12 protein-coding genes are annotated in these 17,842 nt (G+C 41.5%); all 12 read left to right on the top strand.

What is annotated here, in order from left to right:
- The first annotated feature begins 291 nt into the window (after nt 1–291).
- On the top strand, nt 292–1,497 hold the full coding sequence (locus DQX04_RS05695; protein ID WP_111914944.1) for a hypothetical protein: 1,206 nt from the start codon (nt 292–294) through the stop codon (nt 1,495–1,497).
- Nucleotides 1,460–3,169, top strand: a complete 1,710-nt coding sequence (locus DQX04_RS05690) for a hypothetical protein (protein ID WP_111914943.1) — start codon at nt 1,460–1,462, stop codon at nt 3,167–3,169. The genes DQX04_RS05695 and DQX04_RS05690 overlap by 38 nt, the downstream gene beginning before the upstream one ends.
- A 23-nt stretch (nt 3,170–3,192) precedes the next feature.
- Nucleotides 3,193–4,293, top strand: a complete 1,101-nt coding sequence (locus DQX04_RS05685; RefSeq protein WP_126266342.1) for a hypothetical protein — start codon at nt 3,193–3,195, stop codon at nt 4,291–4,293.
- Entirely contained in the window at nt 4,293–6,176 is a 1,884-nt protein-coding gene (asnB, locus tag DQX04_RS05680) for an asparagine synthase (glutamine-hydrolyzing) (protein WP_111914941.1), read from the top strand. Before DQX04_RS05685 ends, asnB begins: the two co-directional genes overlap by 1 nt.
- Before the next feature lie 3 nt (nt 6,177–6,179).
- Complete coding sequence (locus DQX04_RS05675) at nt 6,180–8,054, top strand: heparinase II/III family protein (RefSeq protein WP_111914940.1); 1,875 nt, start codon at nt 6,180–6,182, stop codon at nt 8,052–8,054.
- The gene (locus DQX04_RS05670) at nt 8,051–9,268 is read left to right on the top strand and encodes a glycosyltransferase family 4 protein (RefSeq protein ID WP_111914939.1); all 1,218 of its coding nucleotides are present in this window, start codon (nt 8,051–8,053) and stop codon (nt 9,266–9,268) included. Before DQX04_RS05675 ends, DQX04_RS05670 begins: the two co-directional genes overlap by 4 nt.
- Complete coding sequence (locus DQX04_RS05665; protein ID WP_305764672.1) at nt 9,265–9,858, top strand: sugar transferase; 594 nt, start codon at nt 9,265–9,267, stop codon at nt 9,856–9,858. The genes DQX04_RS05670 and DQX04_RS05665 overlap by 4 nt, the downstream gene beginning before the upstream one ends.
- Complete coding sequence (locus DQX04_RS05660) at nt 9,855–10,496, top strand: acetyltransferase (RefSeq protein WP_111914938.1); 642 nt, start codon at nt 9,855–9,857, stop codon at nt 10,494–10,496. Before DQX04_RS05665 ends, DQX04_RS05660 begins: the two co-directional genes overlap by 4 nt.
- 24 nt (nt 10,497–10,520) lie before the next feature.
- On the top strand, nt 10,521–11,696 hold the full coding sequence (locus tag DQX04_RS05655) for a DegT/DnrJ/EryC1/StrS aminotransferase family protein (RefSeq protein WP_111914937.1): 1,176 nt from the start codon (nt 10,521–10,523) through the stop codon (nt 11,694–11,696).
- A gap of 87 nt (nt 11,697–11,783) precedes the next feature.
- Complete coding sequence (locus DQX04_RS05650; RefSeq protein WP_243618915.1) at nt 11,784–13,721, top strand: nucleoside-diphosphate sugar epimerase/dehydratase; 1,938 nt, start codon at nt 11,784–11,786, stop codon at nt 13,719–13,721.
- Entirely contained in the window at nt 13,702–16,353 is a 2,652-nt protein-coding gene (locus DQX04_RS05645; RefSeq protein ID WP_111914935.1) for an SLBB domain-containing protein, read from the top strand. The genes DQX04_RS05650 and DQX04_RS05645 overlap by 20 nt, the downstream gene beginning before the upstream one ends.
- Before the next feature lie 126 nt (nt 16,354–16,479).
- Nucleotides 16,480–17,835: a capsule assembly Wzi family protein gene (locus DQX04_RS05640; protein WP_111914934.1), complete on the top strand. Its 1,356-nt coding sequence runs from the start codon at nt 16,480–16,482 to the stop codon at nt 17,833–17,835.
- Nucleotides 17,836–17,842 lie beyond the last annotated feature (7 nt).

The raw sequence follows: 17,842 nt of genomic DNA, 5'->3' as shown, positions 1-17,842 counted from the left end.
GCGACTAAATTAGTTAGACGCATGACAATGCCTGCTTCGTATCAGAGGAAAATCCCTTGCAACTGGAAGTTTGGTTTTATTAGCTTATAAAAGTGAGAATCGAAAAGGCAACTTTTGAGACTAAATTCTATCGGGCATGAATTTAGAGGTTTAGAATCCGAGTGGATGCCAACGGTTAACTATCACGAGCTAAACTAAGCGATCTACTGCTAACGAATTCGAGCATTCTTACTTTTAAAAGTTCATAAGTAATCCGTGTGTTTTATTTTTCCAGCGTAAAGGTAGTGTATTTTGAATGTCTTCTTATTTTCAATCTTTAAGTATTTGGAAATAATAATTTTAGGATTATCTAATTTAATCCTTGCTGAAACTTTGGGGCCTGCTCAGTTAGGTCAATTAATGCCAGTAATAATATTTATAACCTATTCAAATTATACTGTTTTCGGGGCTCCACAGTTAATTTTGAAGTACTGGTCCAGAAAGAAATCACCTAAAACACAAGCTAGTTTGATGAGTGCTTCTGTTAAACTTTTAGTTTTTGGTTCAGTTGGAACATGGCTTCTCGCGTTAATAGTAATAGAAAGTAGTTACATCTTGAAAGTCACCTTAGTTAGTATCCTCACTTTTTTCGCCAGCTACTTATCTGCCAAGCTTCGGGTTGAATATAGGTTGTTACCAGTAAACTTAGCGCATGTACTTACCTCATTTACTTTGCTTTTGCTAATATACCTGTTTGTTACTGACATAGAATCATATCTCGTCAGCTTACTTGTAGCAAAAGCAGTCATGCTGCTTATTTACGTTTATTTCGATTTCTCATTTTTTATATCTTCGCTGAAGCAACTTTTCAAAAAGCTACATTTAAAATTATTTATGGCGTATCTAATTTCTGCTGTATTGATGACCCTAAATGGACTCATTATCTCCTTGATACTTGTTATGGACCGTTTGGTGATACAGTCTTGGCGGGTTTCGGAAGAAATCTTGGGTGTTTACCAACTAGCTGATACCATATCCATGTTTGGCTACTTACTGCTTACAACTGTATTCTTTTACTTTTATCCTTTTATTCTACAGAAGGTTAGAGAGAGTAAAGCGTTTAGAAGCAAATATCTGTGTATAGTTATTTTATTATCTTGCAGCCCTCTTTTCGTCTATTGGCCTTTAAATTGGGTGACCGGTTCTCTAGAAGGGCGATTATTTTCAACCTTTCAAGGTGTTTGGAGTGTAGCCTTGGCCGTATCACTGTTAAAAATATCTATATTCTCTTATTCTGTTCTCATGACTTTTTTTGTTGCGATTTCATCCAGATCTAAAATAATAGGTTGGTCATTGACAACTTTCATTGTACTTACTTGTATTGGTATTATATTCAATAAGGATTTGAGTAGTTCATATTTTTGGCTTCCCATTACATTTTGTTTTGCTATATCAACATTAACCGCGTCGGTAGCTTATTTTGAGTTTAGAAAAGAAAGTTTTATATATAGACTTTAAGAAAAAGTACATTAAAAATACAAACCTGGCTGTAGGAATGTATCAAAGGGAAAGTTGTGTAGATGTCAGCTCAATAAGCGTTTCCGAGGAGTTGGTGGTGGATTTTGATACTCACTTTTCTAATTGGGTTAAACATCAGGACAAAGAAATACAGTCAAAGCTTTTTGCATCAAAGAATCAATTTTACACATCAGTAGCCGAACCCCTCTTTAAATGGCTAAGTGCGATTGAGTTAGCTATTGAAAAGTTTGAACCTGATTTTATTGACTTTGGGGAAATATACTTTCATCAACTTATATTTACATACGAAGCGGAGGGGGAAGTTAATCGTAAATTTTTCTACAAGAGTAATTATTACTTACCCGTCATTTTACTAAATTACTTTAAATCCAAAAATATCAAGGCTGTAGTTACATTCACAAAGAAATCTTCATTTATGCCGTTCCTTTCCTTCTATATAAGAAATTTATCACTACTCGGATATGGTTTCTTTAAGGGCGTGGTTAGAAAATTGTATAGGAGCTCCGGTACTAATAAGTTCGGTTTGGATCTGCCTGATAAAAATAAAATAGGTTTGCTGGTAAGAAATAAAATACAAGTTCAATTTGCCCAAAAAATCTCAACTCTCAGGCCAGAAAGCTTTGAGTTTTTGTCTTATGAACAAATTGGGAGTCGTTCAAGTTGTTCGAATAATTTGCGAGAGCAGGAACTGATGCATGTGAATTTAAACAATCAATTGAGTATGTATGACTTGGCATCAGAATATATAAAAGGCTTGCTATCATTGTTTAGACCAAATGGCGTCAAAGATAACACGCATATATCTGTTATGAATGGATCATTAAAGTTTCCTATGTATTATGGCGCTAAAGAAATAATTGTGCGGGCGGTTGATATGGAATTGCTTTATAAGTCGCTTTCGTTATGTAGAGGAATGAAAATGGTCTCTTTTGATATGCTTACACCGCATGCGCATTATGTCAAAAAAGCATTAGGAGAGCGTAATATAACCCAAATACAGACCACTTTGATGCTTGGAAAGCCAGAGCCTGACTTTGTGGTAGGGAAGAATTTTCTGCTTACGGATAAGATATCGTATGAGGGCGTGAGTACATTTAACCAAAGGTTTTCTAGTAAGTTGCGTTATTTAGAAACCCCTAAACATTTGAACGTCTCAAAGAAAATTGAATTTAATGATAAAGTGCACCGTATCGTTTACTTTACTCAACCTATGGAGCAGGACGTTGAGAAATCTTTATTGAATTCTCTACAAAATATTTGTGAATCAAAAGGAATCGCGCTTATCATTAAAGTTCACCCAAGGCAATCCTCTGAATGTTACATGTCTTTTAATAAAGCCATAATTACAAGCGAATGTATTGACCTCAAAGATTTTGACTTAGCAATTACACGATGGTCATCGATTGCCATTGATTGCTGGTTGGCTAGGTTGCCGATCGTGTTTATTAGGAGTACAGGTTACTCACGGATTATCGAAGCAGATTTTCTACCCAAAGGGTACACAGGTGATCTCCGGTCTATTAACGCCTTAGAGGAGCATATATTAAATAGGTATACTAGTTTCGTGAAAGACTATATAAGGTTTCTTAAAGAGATTGAAAAGCCGATTGATAAAACGTATGCGTTTGAATTGATAGAGAAAAGCTTTTAATGGTTAGGAGGCTATATTTCAGGTTGTATCTGGCGTTAGTTCCTTTCCTTTCCGTAATTGGAATCCCACTCTCAGCCTTTAGGATAGTAGATGGCCTGGCTTTTCTTTCATATTTTTTAATGGCTAGCTTGTTGCTAGATATTGTTCTAGTTTTACTTTATTTAAAAAGAGTTTCGGTAAAGACTGTATACATTGCGGTTTTACTCTTAATCCCCCCCCTGATCATAGGGCTTTTATTCAATGATATATCTCGACGCCAATTAACAGACTTTTTATTACCCTTGCTGTTTTTTTTAAAAATTGTAATATTTCGGCACTACTTCTACACAAACAATATCAGCAAATTCTTAATAGATTATACAAGAATTACCGTAATAGGCGCTCTTTTTTTAGCTCCGCTAGTGTATATCATATTTAATCTATTCGGAGGCACTAGAATATCTATTTTAGCGCCTCTAGAGGTTGGTGCCGCTTTTTTCTTATTTCGAAACCCAGCTCTTTTCATTTTAATACTTGGGTTGGTAATTTTTTATGGTAAGCGTGCTCAGCTTGTCGCTATTTTGACTTCGGTTCTATTATCGATGAACCTCTTAAAAGGGCGTCAGCGGGCACTTTTATTTCTTTCCTTACCAATCGTTTTTAGCTTGGGTTTGACATTCGCTTTAACTAACCCAGACAACATCTCGGTTAAACGGATCACTAACTCAGTCGACTTAGTTGTTGAGGGCGACTATTCGAGATTAAGTTCAGGCAGGTTCGATGAAATTAATGCAATCATGGGCGAAATGAGTTTTTTAGATTATATCTTCGGAAAGGGAAATGGTTATGTATATGAGCTGCGAGATCCTCAAGGAGAAACTCTCAAAGTAGCAAACTCTCACTTCACACCCTTAGCTTTGTTGTCGAAATATGGTGTGTTTTTTACGGTCTTTTTCTATCTTTATATATTTAAAGCCATTACAGGGGTTAGAAAGGCAGCGAATAAACATCGAAAAATTTTATACGTTTCTACTCTCATTTTTATTTTTCAGTCATTTTTTTCATACGCAATTTTTGTTCTACCGATTATTCCAGTTTTAATAGGTGGTTTAGTTTCATATAAAGTTAATAGGGGTGTTTATTAATGTGCGGTATTGCGGGAGTAATAGCTAATTCTGAAGAGCGAGTTAGAGAGTTTCTTTCAGCATCAGAGAGAGCTCAATTGCATAGAGGACCGGATAGCCAAGGGAGTGTGGTGTTCTCAGCAAACACAAATTTTTTAGGATTAAATCACCAGAGGCTGTCAATTCTCGATCTATCTAAGGATGGAAATCAGCCAATGTACAACGCCAAGAAGGATGGTTGCATTGCATACAATGGTGAGGTTTATAATTATAAAGAGATAGCGTCAAGTCTGGATTCGTTTAAAGCTAAAACTCAAACTGATACAGAGATAATTTTAGAAGCTATAGGAAAGTGGGGAATTACCGCAGCCTTAAGTATGTTTAATGGTATGTGGGCATTTGCTTATTATGATCTTGAAAACAAGAAGCTATATCTTGCAAGAGATAGGATGGGAATAAAGCCTCTATATTACTTCTATGATGAGAGTACAAACAACTTATATTTCTCATCAGAGGTGAAAGCCATCACCAGTTCTGTTAAGAAAAAATTCACTTTAAATTACCAAGCAATCGGTGAATATTTGTCTCAATCTCTTCAAGATACTAACAATAATAGTTTTTTCAAAGAAATTATAGCTGTACCCGCAGGAAGCTACATTGAAGTGGACTTGAGCGATGGAAAATTTAACTTAAATGTAAAGAGCTATTGGGAATTGGATGAAGCCTGCGAAAGAGGCTCTAATATATCAGAGTCAGAAATACGTAGTCTCTTTCTGGACTCAGTAAGACTGAGGATGAGAAGTGACGTGCCCGTGGGAGTTACACTGTCAGGAGGAATTGATTCATCACTGATAGCATCTGCCATGAAAGAAGAACTAGGGCCTGATAGTAGCCAAAAGCTTAACATTCTGTCAGTGGTTTCTCCTAGTAGTTTGCAAGATGAGTCGTATTTTATAGATAAAATGGCGAGCTATCTTAATACCGATGTTCATAAAGTAGAATTGGACTGGGAAAAATACGACAAACTAGAGTTGATAAAAAAAGTCACCTGGCATAATGATTCGCCACTTGGCTCATTTTCGAACGTCGCTCATTATCTAATGATGGAGAAGGCTAATGAACTTGGTATTAAAGTAATCCTCAGTGGTCAAGGAGCGGACGAAATCCTGTGCGGATACAAGAAGTATTTAGCGTTTTATTTTCAATTTTTGATTAGAGAAAGGCACTACATTAAAGCTGCCCGTGTACTTTTATCTTTCTTGAGGAATAAAAGTATTATAAATCAATTCAATTTCCTTGAGAGTAAACGTTATCTTCCGAGCTTTTTTAGAAAGAAGGAGCGTAGTCTTCTAGGAACAGCTCTATTAGAGAATTATAAAGCGGTAGATTTAAGCCTTAAGGCGGATCAAAGTGTGAATAAAAGGCAAGTTGAAGACATTAAGAAATTCTCAGTGCCTTTTTTGACTCATTATGAAGATCGAATGTCGATGGCATTTTCAAGAGAAATTCGTTTGCCTTTTCTCGACTATAGACTCGTTGAGGTATTCGTTTCCATGGAGATATCCAAGAAGATTCGGGATGGATGGACAAAATACATACTGAGACGCACTTTTCAATCAATGTTGCCTTCGGCAATCGCGTGGCGTAAAGACAAACAGGGGTTTGTTAGCCCACAGGAGCGTTGGCTAAAAGAAGAGTTACGCTCAACTGTTCTTGATACTTTCTCTGAAAGCGCCCTTATATTTAAGTTAAAACTAGTCAATAGGAACGAATTACTTAATGCCTATGAGTCCTTTTGTAGTCAAAAGGCCGAGAAAGGTACTGTTTGGTACAGGGATGTCTTTGCTCCTTTTGCATTAGAGCTATGGTTGCAAATGAATGAAGAATCTATAAAGGTCGTTTAGATAATGTTTTTGCAAAAGCTTAGGGTTGTTCGCCTAATCGGAGTTGTGAGTGTTGTTCGTTTTGTTTTATACAGAGCTTTACTCAAATTAGGAGTGTTTAAGCTGCTCACTCCAATGAGGGAAACAAGTTTAAGAACAAGCTTAAAAATAGAAGCTATATCCGGTTGCCCTCGCTCTATTCCAAGTAATTCTAAGGTAATTGAAGTCGCAGAAGAGCTGACTAATGGTTTTTTTAGACAATTTGGCTGGAGAAAAATTAGAGTAAAAAAGGAGTCCGTTGAGCTCGCTGTAAACGGAAAAAACTATGAGAGACATTGGTCGGACGTTAATCTCAGTGAGCTTGAAGATGTTAAACTAGTCTGGGATATCTCTAGGTTTTCTTGGGTGCCAACCTTGTCCTCTGCTTACTTAATGACAGGGGATTTGAAGTATTTGCGGACAATGCAAAACTGGTTATCCGATTGGACAAAAAACAACCCGGTAAATGCTGGGTTAAATTGGGTTTGTGGGCAAGAAGTTTCCATAAGACTCCTGAATTATTTAACTGGGGTTACAGCGTTAACGCATTCTTTTTTCGATATAGAAGAAGTAGAGGAGTTCGTCTTAACCCACTGCAGAAGAGTAAGGCCTACTATCCTCTATTCGATTAGCCAAGACAATAATCATGCCGTGACCGAAGCTGCTGCTCTATTTATCGGTGGAGTTTGGTTGAGGCAATTCGGGCAGAATCGCAAAGTAAAAATTGAGGGTTGTAGACTTCAAGAGAAAGGAAGAAAGATACTTGAGGAAAGAATAAACAGATTAGTACTTTCTGACGGTGGCTTTGCCATGTACTCTGTTACTTATCATCGAGTTGTTTTAAATACACTGTCTCTGGTTGAAATATGGAGGAAACATTTTAGCTTAAATTCTTTTTCTCTCGGTTATCAGGAAAAATGTAAAGTCGCAACCAGATGGTTAGCGTGCGTTGTTGACAAAGAAAGCGGGGATGCTCCTAATCTTGGTGCAAATGATGGATCAAACCCTTTTGTTATTGAACAGTTAGAGTATAGAGACTTCAGGCCATCTATACGATTGGCTGGAATACTTTTTCTTAAGGAGAATCTCTTTCCATCGGCTATTGAAGGTGAAATTCTACTCGAACTATTCAAAATAAAAAATAGGTTGTCATCGGAATGCAGATTTTCACAGTATGCTGGAGATTTACCTGCTAGCGGATTGTTTGTAGCTCGAAAGGAATTAAAAGACTCAAAAATAGCTACATGTTTCTTGAAGTACCCTGTTTATGAATACAGACCTGCCCAATGTGACGCGCTTCACCTAGACTTCTGGGTTAATGGAGAGAATCTGCTGAGAGACGGGGGGACTTTTAGTTATAATGCCAAAGGAGATTTAGGACGAAAACTTGGAAGCGTTGAGTCTCACAACACTGCACAGTTCGATTATCATGATCAAATGCCCAGAATTAGCAAGTTTTTATTAGGGAACTGGCTAAGGTGTGGCGAGAAAAAGGTAGTTTCTACTAGCAATGGATTTGAGACATTTTCTGTCAGTTACCTCGATAGGTTCGGCTGTAAGCACCATCGGTGCGTAGAATTTAATGAAAGTCACCTAGTTATATCAGATCATCTAAGCGGTTTCTCGTCCAGAGCTGTATTACGCTTTAGACTACCTATGGGTAATTGGAGTTTAAGAGAAAATATTGTTAAAAATGATAAATTCAAATTTATATTTACCTCTAATGTTGAAATAACCAGAATTTCTCTTCTGGAAGATTTAGAATCTCGTTATTACTTCCAGATTGACAACATAATCGTGATTGAAGTGGAAATTAGAGAACAAGGGTTTGTTCGGACAAAGGTAGTGTTTGAGTTATGAGAGTTTTATATTTCCACCAACATTTTTCTACCCCGAAGGGGGCTGCGGGTATTCGCTCTTACCAGATGGCAAGGCGGTTAATTGATAGAGGCCATCAAGTGACTATGGTTTGTGGTAGTTACTCAGGAGGTCAGACAGGCCTGAGTTCGGACTTTGTCGGTGGCAAACGTTCGGGCAAAGTTGACGGTATTGACGTTATAGAATTTGACTTAGCATATGCAAATAGTGATGGTTTCGTAAAGCGGGCGGCTCTTTTTTTTAAGTTTGCTATGAAGAGTATAGGTATAGCATTAAGACACGACTATGACGTGTTATTCGCTACTTCTACACCTTTAACGGCTGGTATACCCGGTGTTTTTGCTCGTTGGCTTCGCGGTAAACCATTTGTGTTTGAAGTGCGTGATTTGTGGCCTGAGTTACCGAAAGCCATGGGGGTCATTACAAACCCAGTGGTGCTGTTTGCGATGTCGTGTTTAGAGTGGTTGTCTTATCGCTCCGCGCATCGTTGTATTGCCCTCGCTCCCGGTATCGCCAATGGTATCGCCAAGCGTGGCGTAAGCGAGATTAAAATTAGTACTATTCCAAATGGCTGCGATTTGTCGATCTTTGAAGATTATGGGCAATCATGGAGACCAAAGGGAGTTCGAAGCGACGATTTAATGGCGGTATTTGCAGGAACGCATGGTATCGCCAATGGGCTAGATGCTGCAATAGACGCAGCAGCTGAGTTAAAAAAGCGCGAACGTAATGATATCAAGCTCGTTTTAATAGGTCAGGGAAAATTAAAGTCTGCGTTACAGAAAAGGGCTAAGCGGCTGGAACTTGATAATGTGATCTTTCATAACTCCGTGCCCAAGAAAAAGTTAGCAGGTTTAATGGCAAGTACAGACTTGGGAATGCAGCTACTAGCTAATGTGCCCGCATTTTATGACGGAACCTCACCAAATAAATTCTTCGATTATATTGCGTCCGGGGTCCCGGTTTTAAATAACTATCCGGGTTGGTTGGCTGCATATATTAAAAATGAGCAATGCGGTTTTACTGTTGAACCGGGCAATCCGTCAGCTTTTGCAGATAGTCTGGAAGTTGCAGCAAATGACCGATTGCTTTTAAAGGAAATGGGAGGACGCGCCAAGCACCTCGCGAAAACTCAGTTTAATCGTGAAATATTGGCAGATGAGTGGGTGAGCTGGGTATTAGGAGTAAAAAAGTGAAAAGAGCTTTCGATATAATCATCGCGGTCATAGCTCTGATACTTCTAGCACCGGTCATACTATTAGTCGCGTTACTTATTCGGTTAAAATTGGGTTCACCAGTACTTTTCAAACAAACCCGCCCAGGTTTGAATGGTGAGCTCTTCAGAATGCTGAAGTTCCGTTCTATGCTTGATGCCAATGATAAAGCGGGTGTTCCTTTACCAGATAAGCAACGACTGACCGGTTTTGGTAACTTACTAAGGTCGACGAGCTTAGATGAACTTCCGGGGCTTATAAATGTTCTCAAGGGAGACATGAGTTTAGTGGGACCAAGGCCTTTATTAGTTGAATATTTGCCTTTATATACGCCGGAGCAATATAGTCGTCATGAGGTTAGACCGGGTATAACAGGCTGGGCGCAAGTCAACGGTAGAAACACCTTAAGTTGGGAAGAAAAATTCGAGTTGGATATTTGGTACGTAGAAAACCAAAGTTTTTGGCTTGATATCAAAATTTTGTTTCTAACTTTAAAAAAGGTCTTTTTGAGAGAGGGGGTTTCCGCCGAAGGTGAGGCGACTATGCCCAAGTTTAAAGGGTCTAAAAAGTGACTAAAAAATTGGCAATCGTTGGAGCAAGTGGTCATGGCAGAGTTATAGCGGATATTGCAGAAATTCTTGGTAATTGGAGTGACATCCTCTTTTACGACGATAAATTTGGAAGTCCAGATTTTAATTTCGAATACAAAGTTTCAGGTACATCCGCAAATTTAATTGACTTACTTAAGGAAGACCCCTCAAGTATGGAGGTCGCGTTAGGGATTGGTGATAACTCTACCAGAATTAAGTTCTATAGAACTTTTAAAAACCACGATGTGTCTATGCCGGTTCTTATGCATCCTCGCGCCGTTGTATCTAAAAAAGTTGTGCTGGGACAGGGTACAGTGGTGATGGCAGGGGCTATCATAAACCCCGGAACAACAGTGGGCGACGCATGCATTGTGAACTCTTGTGCTGTTGTAGAGCATGATTGCCAAATCGGTACTGGCGCGCACCTAAGCCCTAACGCGACTTTATGTGGCGGTGTGGCAATTGGCGAGGGCGCATGGATTGGTGCTAGTTCTGTCGTTATACAATGTACAAGTGTAGGAAGAAACGCAGTAATAGGCGCAGGCTCAACTGCTATCAAATGTGTAGAAGAGAATACCACTTTAGTGGGTTCTCCTGCTCGTATGGTCAAAGCTCGATAGATTTAATCTTTATAGTAGGAAGCAATGTTAAATACTTCATTTTCACCGTGGCCAAGTTTTTCCGAAGAAGAAGGGGATGCTGTAAAGCGTGTACTTTTGTCTAACAGAGTCAATTACTGGACGGGACAGGAATGTAGAGAATTTGAGAAAGAGTTTGCTCTTTGGTCGGGCGCTAAGCATGCTGTTGCTCTGGGCAACGGGACACTTGCTTTAGATCTTGCGCTGAGGGCTCTTCAAGTTTCTGAGGGTGATGAAGTGATTGTTACCCCACGCACGTTTTTGGCTTCTGTCTCTTCAGTAGTCACAGCAGGCGCTACACCAGTATTTGCAGACGTTGACTTAAATTCACAGAATATTGAAGCGCATACTATCGAAAAATGTATTACAAAAAAAACCAAAGCTGTCATTGTCGTCCACCTCGCAGGGATGCCTGCGGATATGGATCCGATCATGGAGTTATCGGAAAAACACGGTTTTTATGTGATAGAGGATTGTGCCCAAGCTCATGGTGCAAAGTATAAAGGTCGCTCGGTCGGCTCTATTGGACATGTGGGCGCCTGGAGTTTCTGCCAAGATAAAATTATGACCACCGGTGGTGAAGGTGGCATGGTAACAACTAACGACGAAGAGCTTTGGCGAAAAATGTGGTCGTACAAAGATCATGGCAAAAGTTACTCAGCTGTGTACGAAAAAGAGCACCCCCCGGGATTTCGTTGGTTGCATGAGAGCTTCGGAACTAATTGGCGCATGACAGAAATGCAAGCTGCTATCGGCCGTATTCAATTGAGACGAATGGCCGAGTGGACGCAGCAAAGACAAGCGAACGCCAAGCAACTAGAAAGCAAGTTAGCCGAATTTGATTTGGTAAGACGAGTAAAAGTTCAGGACTTTATTGAACATGCGGAGTACAAACATTACTTTTTTATTAAACCTGAGATGCTAGCTGACGGATGGTTCAGAGATCGAATTGTTGAAGAAATAGTTCAGCGTGGCGTGCCATGTTTCCAAGGAAGCTGTTCTGAAGTGTATTTAGAAAAGGCGTTCGACGATACAGGCTATCGGCCCGCTGAAAGATTAAAGAATGCTCGGGAGCTGGGAGAAACAAGTGTTATGATGTTAGTTCACCCAACTTTAACGCAAAGTGAAATGAAAAAAGCTTGTAATACTTTGGCAGAAGTTCTGTCATTAGCTCAACGTTAAATTGTTTAACACAACTGCCAAATCAGAATGAAATAGATGATTAAAGCTTTAACTACATTACCTCGAGAACTGAAAAGGATCGTTGCTGTGTCCATTGATATTTGGGCACTTACGTTCTCTTATGTGTTCGCTTTGAGTGTAAGGTATGAAACTTTCTATATCCCCTCGGGTAACGAACTTTATGCTCTGGGGTTAGCAATTCCGGTTTCGCTTTTGTTGTTTGTTAAGTTTGGATTATACAGAGCTATTGTTCGGTATTTGGCACTATCTGCCTTGCTAGTCATAACATTAGGAGTGCTTACTTCAGCGTTGGTATTGGAAGCTGCTATTTGGGTATTAGGCACAAACATACCATTTAGCGTTGTAATTAATTACGGGCTAATGTCGCTGGTTTTAGTCGGTGGATTGCGTTTATTGATGCGTGCGATGTATGAACAGCGAGTGAGCCGAGAAAAAGAGCCTGTCATTATCTATGGCGCGGGCTCTGCTGGCAGGCAGCTTGCTCAAGCATTGACTAACGGTTCTGAATTTCATCCCACATGTTTTGTCGACGACGACTCAACGCTCCATGGCTCTAGCATGATGGGCCTTAGAGTTCGTAATCCAGATAAAATGCAGCATTGGATAAACAGGTACAAAGCCAAACATGTACTTTTAGCTTGTCCAAGTGCCACACGTTCACGCAGAAAAGAAATTTTGGAGCAACTTGAATCATACCGTATCACTGTTCAGTCCATTCCTGGCATGTCTGAAATGGTTAACGGGCAAATGAAAATTGACGAACTTCAAGACGTTCGTATTGAAGACTTGCTAGGTAGAGACCCTGTTCCACCGAACAGAAAGTTATTAGACTTAGACATAAGAGACAAAGTAGTCATGGTAACAGGAGCCGGAGGTTCTATCGGCTCCGAACTATCCCGGCAAATTCTGCAAACACAGCCTAAGGTTCTTATTTTGTTTGAAATGGCAGAATTTAATCTTTATGCCATTGAGCGTGAGTTAGTAAGTATTAACTCTTGTGAAGAGCTGGGTGTTAAAATTGTACCCATGTTGGGCTCAGTTTGTAACCGAGAGCGGTTAACTAGCCTTATGACCAATTATCAGGTCGACACGGTTTATCATGCTGCCGCATACAAGCACGTTCCTCTGGTTGAGTTTAATGTAGAAGAAGGGGTTCGTAATAATATTTTAGGTACTCTATGTACCGCTGAAGCAGCGTTAAAGTCTGGAGTCAGTAACTTTGTGTTGATTTCTACGGACAAAGCCGTACGCCCTACAAACGTTATGGGCGCAACAAAACGTTTTGCTGAACTAGTATTGCAAGGGCTTGCTAAACGACAAGAAGCGGAAGGTACTCCGCGTATGCGTATTTCTATGGTTCGCTTCGGGAATGTGCTCGGTTCTTCAGGATCGGTTGTTCCGCTGTTCCGTAAACAAATAGAAGCGGGTGGGCCTGTTACCGTTACAGATCCTGAGATTACACGATATTTTATGACTATTCCTGAAGCTGCTCAGCTTGTGATCCAAGCGGGTGCTATGGGAAGCCTTCATGCTAAAAAGACAAATGATGCGGGTGGAAATGTGTACGTGCTCGATATGGGCGAGCCGGTTAAAATAGATCATTTAGCTCGGAAGTTAATAAGACTCATGGGACTAGAAGTGAAGAATCTGGAAAACCCCCATGGAGATATCGAGATTCATTACAGTGGTTTAAGGCCTGGCGAGAAGCTTTATGAAGAACTACTTATTGGAGATGAAGTAGTGCCGACAGATCATGAGAGAATTATGGGCGCCAAAGAGTTAGCTTTAAGTTGGCTCGAAGTTTCCAACTTTATAGAAGAATTACAAAGAAAACTCGTAGAACAAGACACTCAAGGAATTCACGAACTATTAGTTAGGGCCCCCCTAGCATTTGAGCCGGTTACAGGGGTTAGTGATTTGCTTTGGAACGTAAACGGCAATGACAACACAAGCATTGTCGAGAACATAAAGAAAAAGGGAGTAGATGCACGTGGTATTGCGTAAATTTATCACTTGGGGCGTAGCCTTAAGTATTAGCCTAGTAGGTCTGGGTATGTTGAGTCAGAATGCTGAAGCTCAGCAAATTACCCAAGCGCAAATAGAGCAGTTCCGCCAATTGCCGCGAGCTCAACAAGAGGCCTTAGCTCGCCAGTACGGCATCGACTTAAGTATGCTTGAGGGGCAAGCTGGTTCAAACACTGAAGCAAGACAAGATCCAGCGACAGTTGAGGCTAGAGAGCTTTCAGACACTCAGTCAGACTACGAAGGCGAACGTACTGGCTCTAGAACAGATAGAGAAAGGGAAACAGAAGCTGAAGTTAAGCCTTTTGGATATAACGTTTTTGCTGGACGCCCCACGACGTTTGCTCCCGTAAACAATGCCCCAGTGCCAGGTAGCTACAGGTTGGGGGTAGGTGACACGGTTATGGTGCAGCTTTACGGTCAAGAATCGATAAGCCACAGCCTTGTCGTGGATCGTGAAGGCCGTATCACAATCCCTCGTTTAGGTCCGCTTACGGTGGCTGGCTTAAGTTACAACGAACTTAAAGAGCTAGTGCGCAATCAAGTGAGTACGCGCATGATTGGTATGCAGGCTGCAGTTTCTATGGGCGAGCTTCGTTCAATGCAAATTTTTGTATTAGGTGAGGCATATCAACCGGGCGCATATACAGTAAGTTCGTTAACTACCATTAGCCAAGCTCTGTTTGCTAGTGGTGGTGTTACGGAAATTGCCTCGTTGCGTGATATTCGTTTAATGCGCGCTGGTGAGATGGTCACAGGGTTTGACTTGTATGATCTGCTCATTCGTGGCGATGCTTCAAAAGACAGGATTTTACAGCCTGGTGACGCTGTGTTTATACCTGCTCGAGGCCCAATGGTGAAAATCTCGGGTGAGGTTGTTCGCCCTGCTATTTATGAACTTACCGGAAATGAAAGCTTAGACGATGTCATTCAGCTGGCTGGTGGCCTTTTACCTTCTGCATATCCAGATGCTGTGCAGCTGCATAGAGCAGACAGAGGCCAGCGTTCTCTAAGAACCTTGGATGTCTCCTCGCAAAGCGCTTTGTCTTTAGCTATGCAAGGTGGCGATGAAATTCGTGTGCCAAGAATATCTGAAGTTATCGATAACTCTGTTTCTATTGTCGGCGCAGCAACAAGAACAGGAAGCTATGAGTGGCGTTCTGGCATAAAAATAAGTGATTTTGTGAAAAGTCCAACGCAGGACTTGCAAGCAGACGCGGATTTAAATTACGGCCTAGTCATTCGTGAAGATCAGCAAACTCGTGAAATGACCGTTTTGCAGTTCGACGTAGCATCTGCTTTACGTGGAGATATGGAGCACGACTTGAGATTGCAACCGCGTGACCAAGTGATGTTCTTCAGCCGATTTGAGAAAGAGTATCGTCGAGCTTTAGCAGGGTATGGTCAATACGCTTCTAATCCGGAGGAAGTACGTCCAGTAGAGGATGGTGAGGAAGCCGAACAAAGGCACGAACAGCAGTTTGAGCAAGACTCTGAAGCGCAACCTATACGCACCGTACGAGAATCAGAATACACACCAAATTCGCGGACACGATTACTTCGTTCAGTGCTTGCTAGACTTAGTTCACAAGAATCCTCAGACGCTAGTGCATTATTTGTTCGAATCAGTGGTGAAGCTCGTTTCCCAGGGAATTATCCGCTAGTAGAAAACGGAAGCGTCGCTGACCTAATTGCCGCCGCGGGCGGACTGAAAGAATCAGCTTATTTGGCGCGAGCGGAGATTACCCGAACACTGATTGATGGCGGTAATGCTATGACAGATTACCTTTCGTTTAACTTGCTAGATGCAATTACAGGTGTGGAAAGAGTCGATATTCGAGCGCGTGATCACTTAAGCGTATTTAGAATTCCAGAGTGGCAAGACACTGTGCAGGTAGAGCTTACTGGTGAAGTTATGTTCCCTGGCTCTTATTCGGTTCGTAGAGGCGAAACGCTTATTGACGTCGTTGAACGCGCGGGAGGCCTTACTCAACATGCTTACCCTCCGGGGGCTGTATTTACTCGTGAGGAAGTTAAAGAGCAAGAACGTCAACGAGTAGCTCAACTGGCAAGGAATTTGCGCCAAGAATTGGCTAGTATCTCGTTAACCGAAGGGAGTCGAGTCGGGAACTATGAAGAACTCAACAGCTTACTTTCTGACTTACAGGGCACTGAGCCTGTAGGGCGAATGGTTGTTAATTTAGAGAGTATTTTGGCGGGCGATAGAGCACAAGACCTGACACTTCGAGACGGTGACTCGCTTTATATTCCTAACCAACTTAATACGGTTTCGATTATTGGTGAAGTACAGATGCCCACCACATATCGTTACGAGCAACGTTATTCTGTGAGTGACTACTTAGCGCGTAGTGGCGGTACGAAGCGTAGAGCAGACGAAGAGCGTATGTTTATTATTCGCGCGAATGGTGAAATTGAACCTTATCATCAACAGCGGGGGTGGTTTGCTAGCTCTGGACGTATGCAATTAGAGCCAGGCGACACAATTGTAGTGCCTCTAGACTCGACTTATCGCGAGCCTACACAAGTATGGGCCACAAGTACTCAGATTATATACCAGTTAGCGGTGGCGGCAGCTGCGATAGCAAGGTTGTAAGCAAGGGTGCACTGTTCAACTCTAATAAGAACCCTAGTTTTCGTTCTGGCGCTTTTTTGCGCCAGGACAGTTTTCGCGTCTCCGTTTATCGAAGCAGGCGACACGCACTTAAGAAGTAGTATTCAGATGCTTGCCGACGGTGGTTACATTAAAGGACCTGTGAATTCATTTCCTTTAGGTTGGGCGTCTGTTGCGAGGGATATACGGTTAATCAAACCTTCTGAGTTGTCATCAGCACAATATGAGGCCTATTTAAGGGTCGTTTCTGCGCTTGAATACAACAAAGGTGCTGGTTATACAGCTGTTCGTATCCATGGGGAAACAGACTACGCCGAGGCTGTAGGCTACAGCGACGCGCGCTACGAGCAGGGGCAACTTTCGCTTATACGCGAAGTAAACCGTGGCGGTATTGTGGCTCGAGTGAACACTAACTTACGATTCGACCCCGAAAGCTCAGATGATAAATTAACCATGGATGGAAGTTATTTAGGTTACGTATTTGGCAACTGGGGGGTAACCGTGGATCAGTTACCTATGTGGTGGGGTCCTGGGCAAGATCAAGCGCTAGTATTTTCTTCTAATGCAAGACCTATTCAAGCCATTCGAGCTACGCGGTTAGATAATGCCCCTATTGACTTGCCGGTTCTGCGGAACTTAGGTTGGTGGCATACCACAGCATTTTTCGGCAATAGCCAAGAAACAGAAACGTTAGGGCGCTACAGCATTGCAGGTATTCGTATTTCAAATAGCCTATTTGACGGCTTTGAGATGGGCTTAGGATATACAGGTCAATGGGGCGGTAGAACAGGGCGGGATGAGTCAAGTTCTGATGCGTTTACTGATTTTCTCACATTTAAGAGCTCTAGTGCGGTACGTAATAGATTTGCAAGTATAGACTTCCGTTGGTCGCCATGGGGTTATGGTGGAGTTTATGGCGAGTACGTACTTTCACAGAAAGGGCGTAGAGACACAGGTCACTTAATTGGTTTTGATTTCAAATTCGCCGGCGGATCTCTTAGTAGCGGAGCAATGAGCGACGTGTTTTTTGAAATCTCAAATGTGGATGTGATTTACGACGACCCAGACGACCCTAATGGTCATACACGCTTCAACCGGAATTTGGGTGGAGCTATGGGGCAAGACGCGAAAGGATTCGTTTTTGGTTATAATCGGTATACTTCTACGGGCAATGGGATAGAAGTGCGGGTCCGTTTGTTCGAGTTGGGTAAGGATAACGAAGAAGTTCGAACTCATTACATAGAGCCTCAGGTAGGCAATGCTGCAAACCATAGCGAATTAGAAGTTGAGCGTGCAATGATTGATATTACCTATCAACACCCGTTTAAAGCTAGCTTGCTGCGTGTAGGCGTGCAAGGTTGGCAAGATACGCTATTAAACACGATGCCGTCTCAACGCAGCATAACGGATATTAATGTAGACTCAGGTATTTCTCTGCATGCTAGCTGGGAATGGCGTTGGTAGGTCAAGA

Source organism: Aliidiomarina sp. B3213 (assembly GCF_003290085.1).
Taxonomy (GTDB): domain Bacteria; phylum Pseudomonadota; class Gammaproteobacteria; order Enterobacterales; family Alteromonadaceae; genus Aliidiomarina.
The sequence above is the reverse complement of the archived record's forward strand: the minus strand, read 5'-3'. Positions and strand labels throughout refer to the sequence as shown.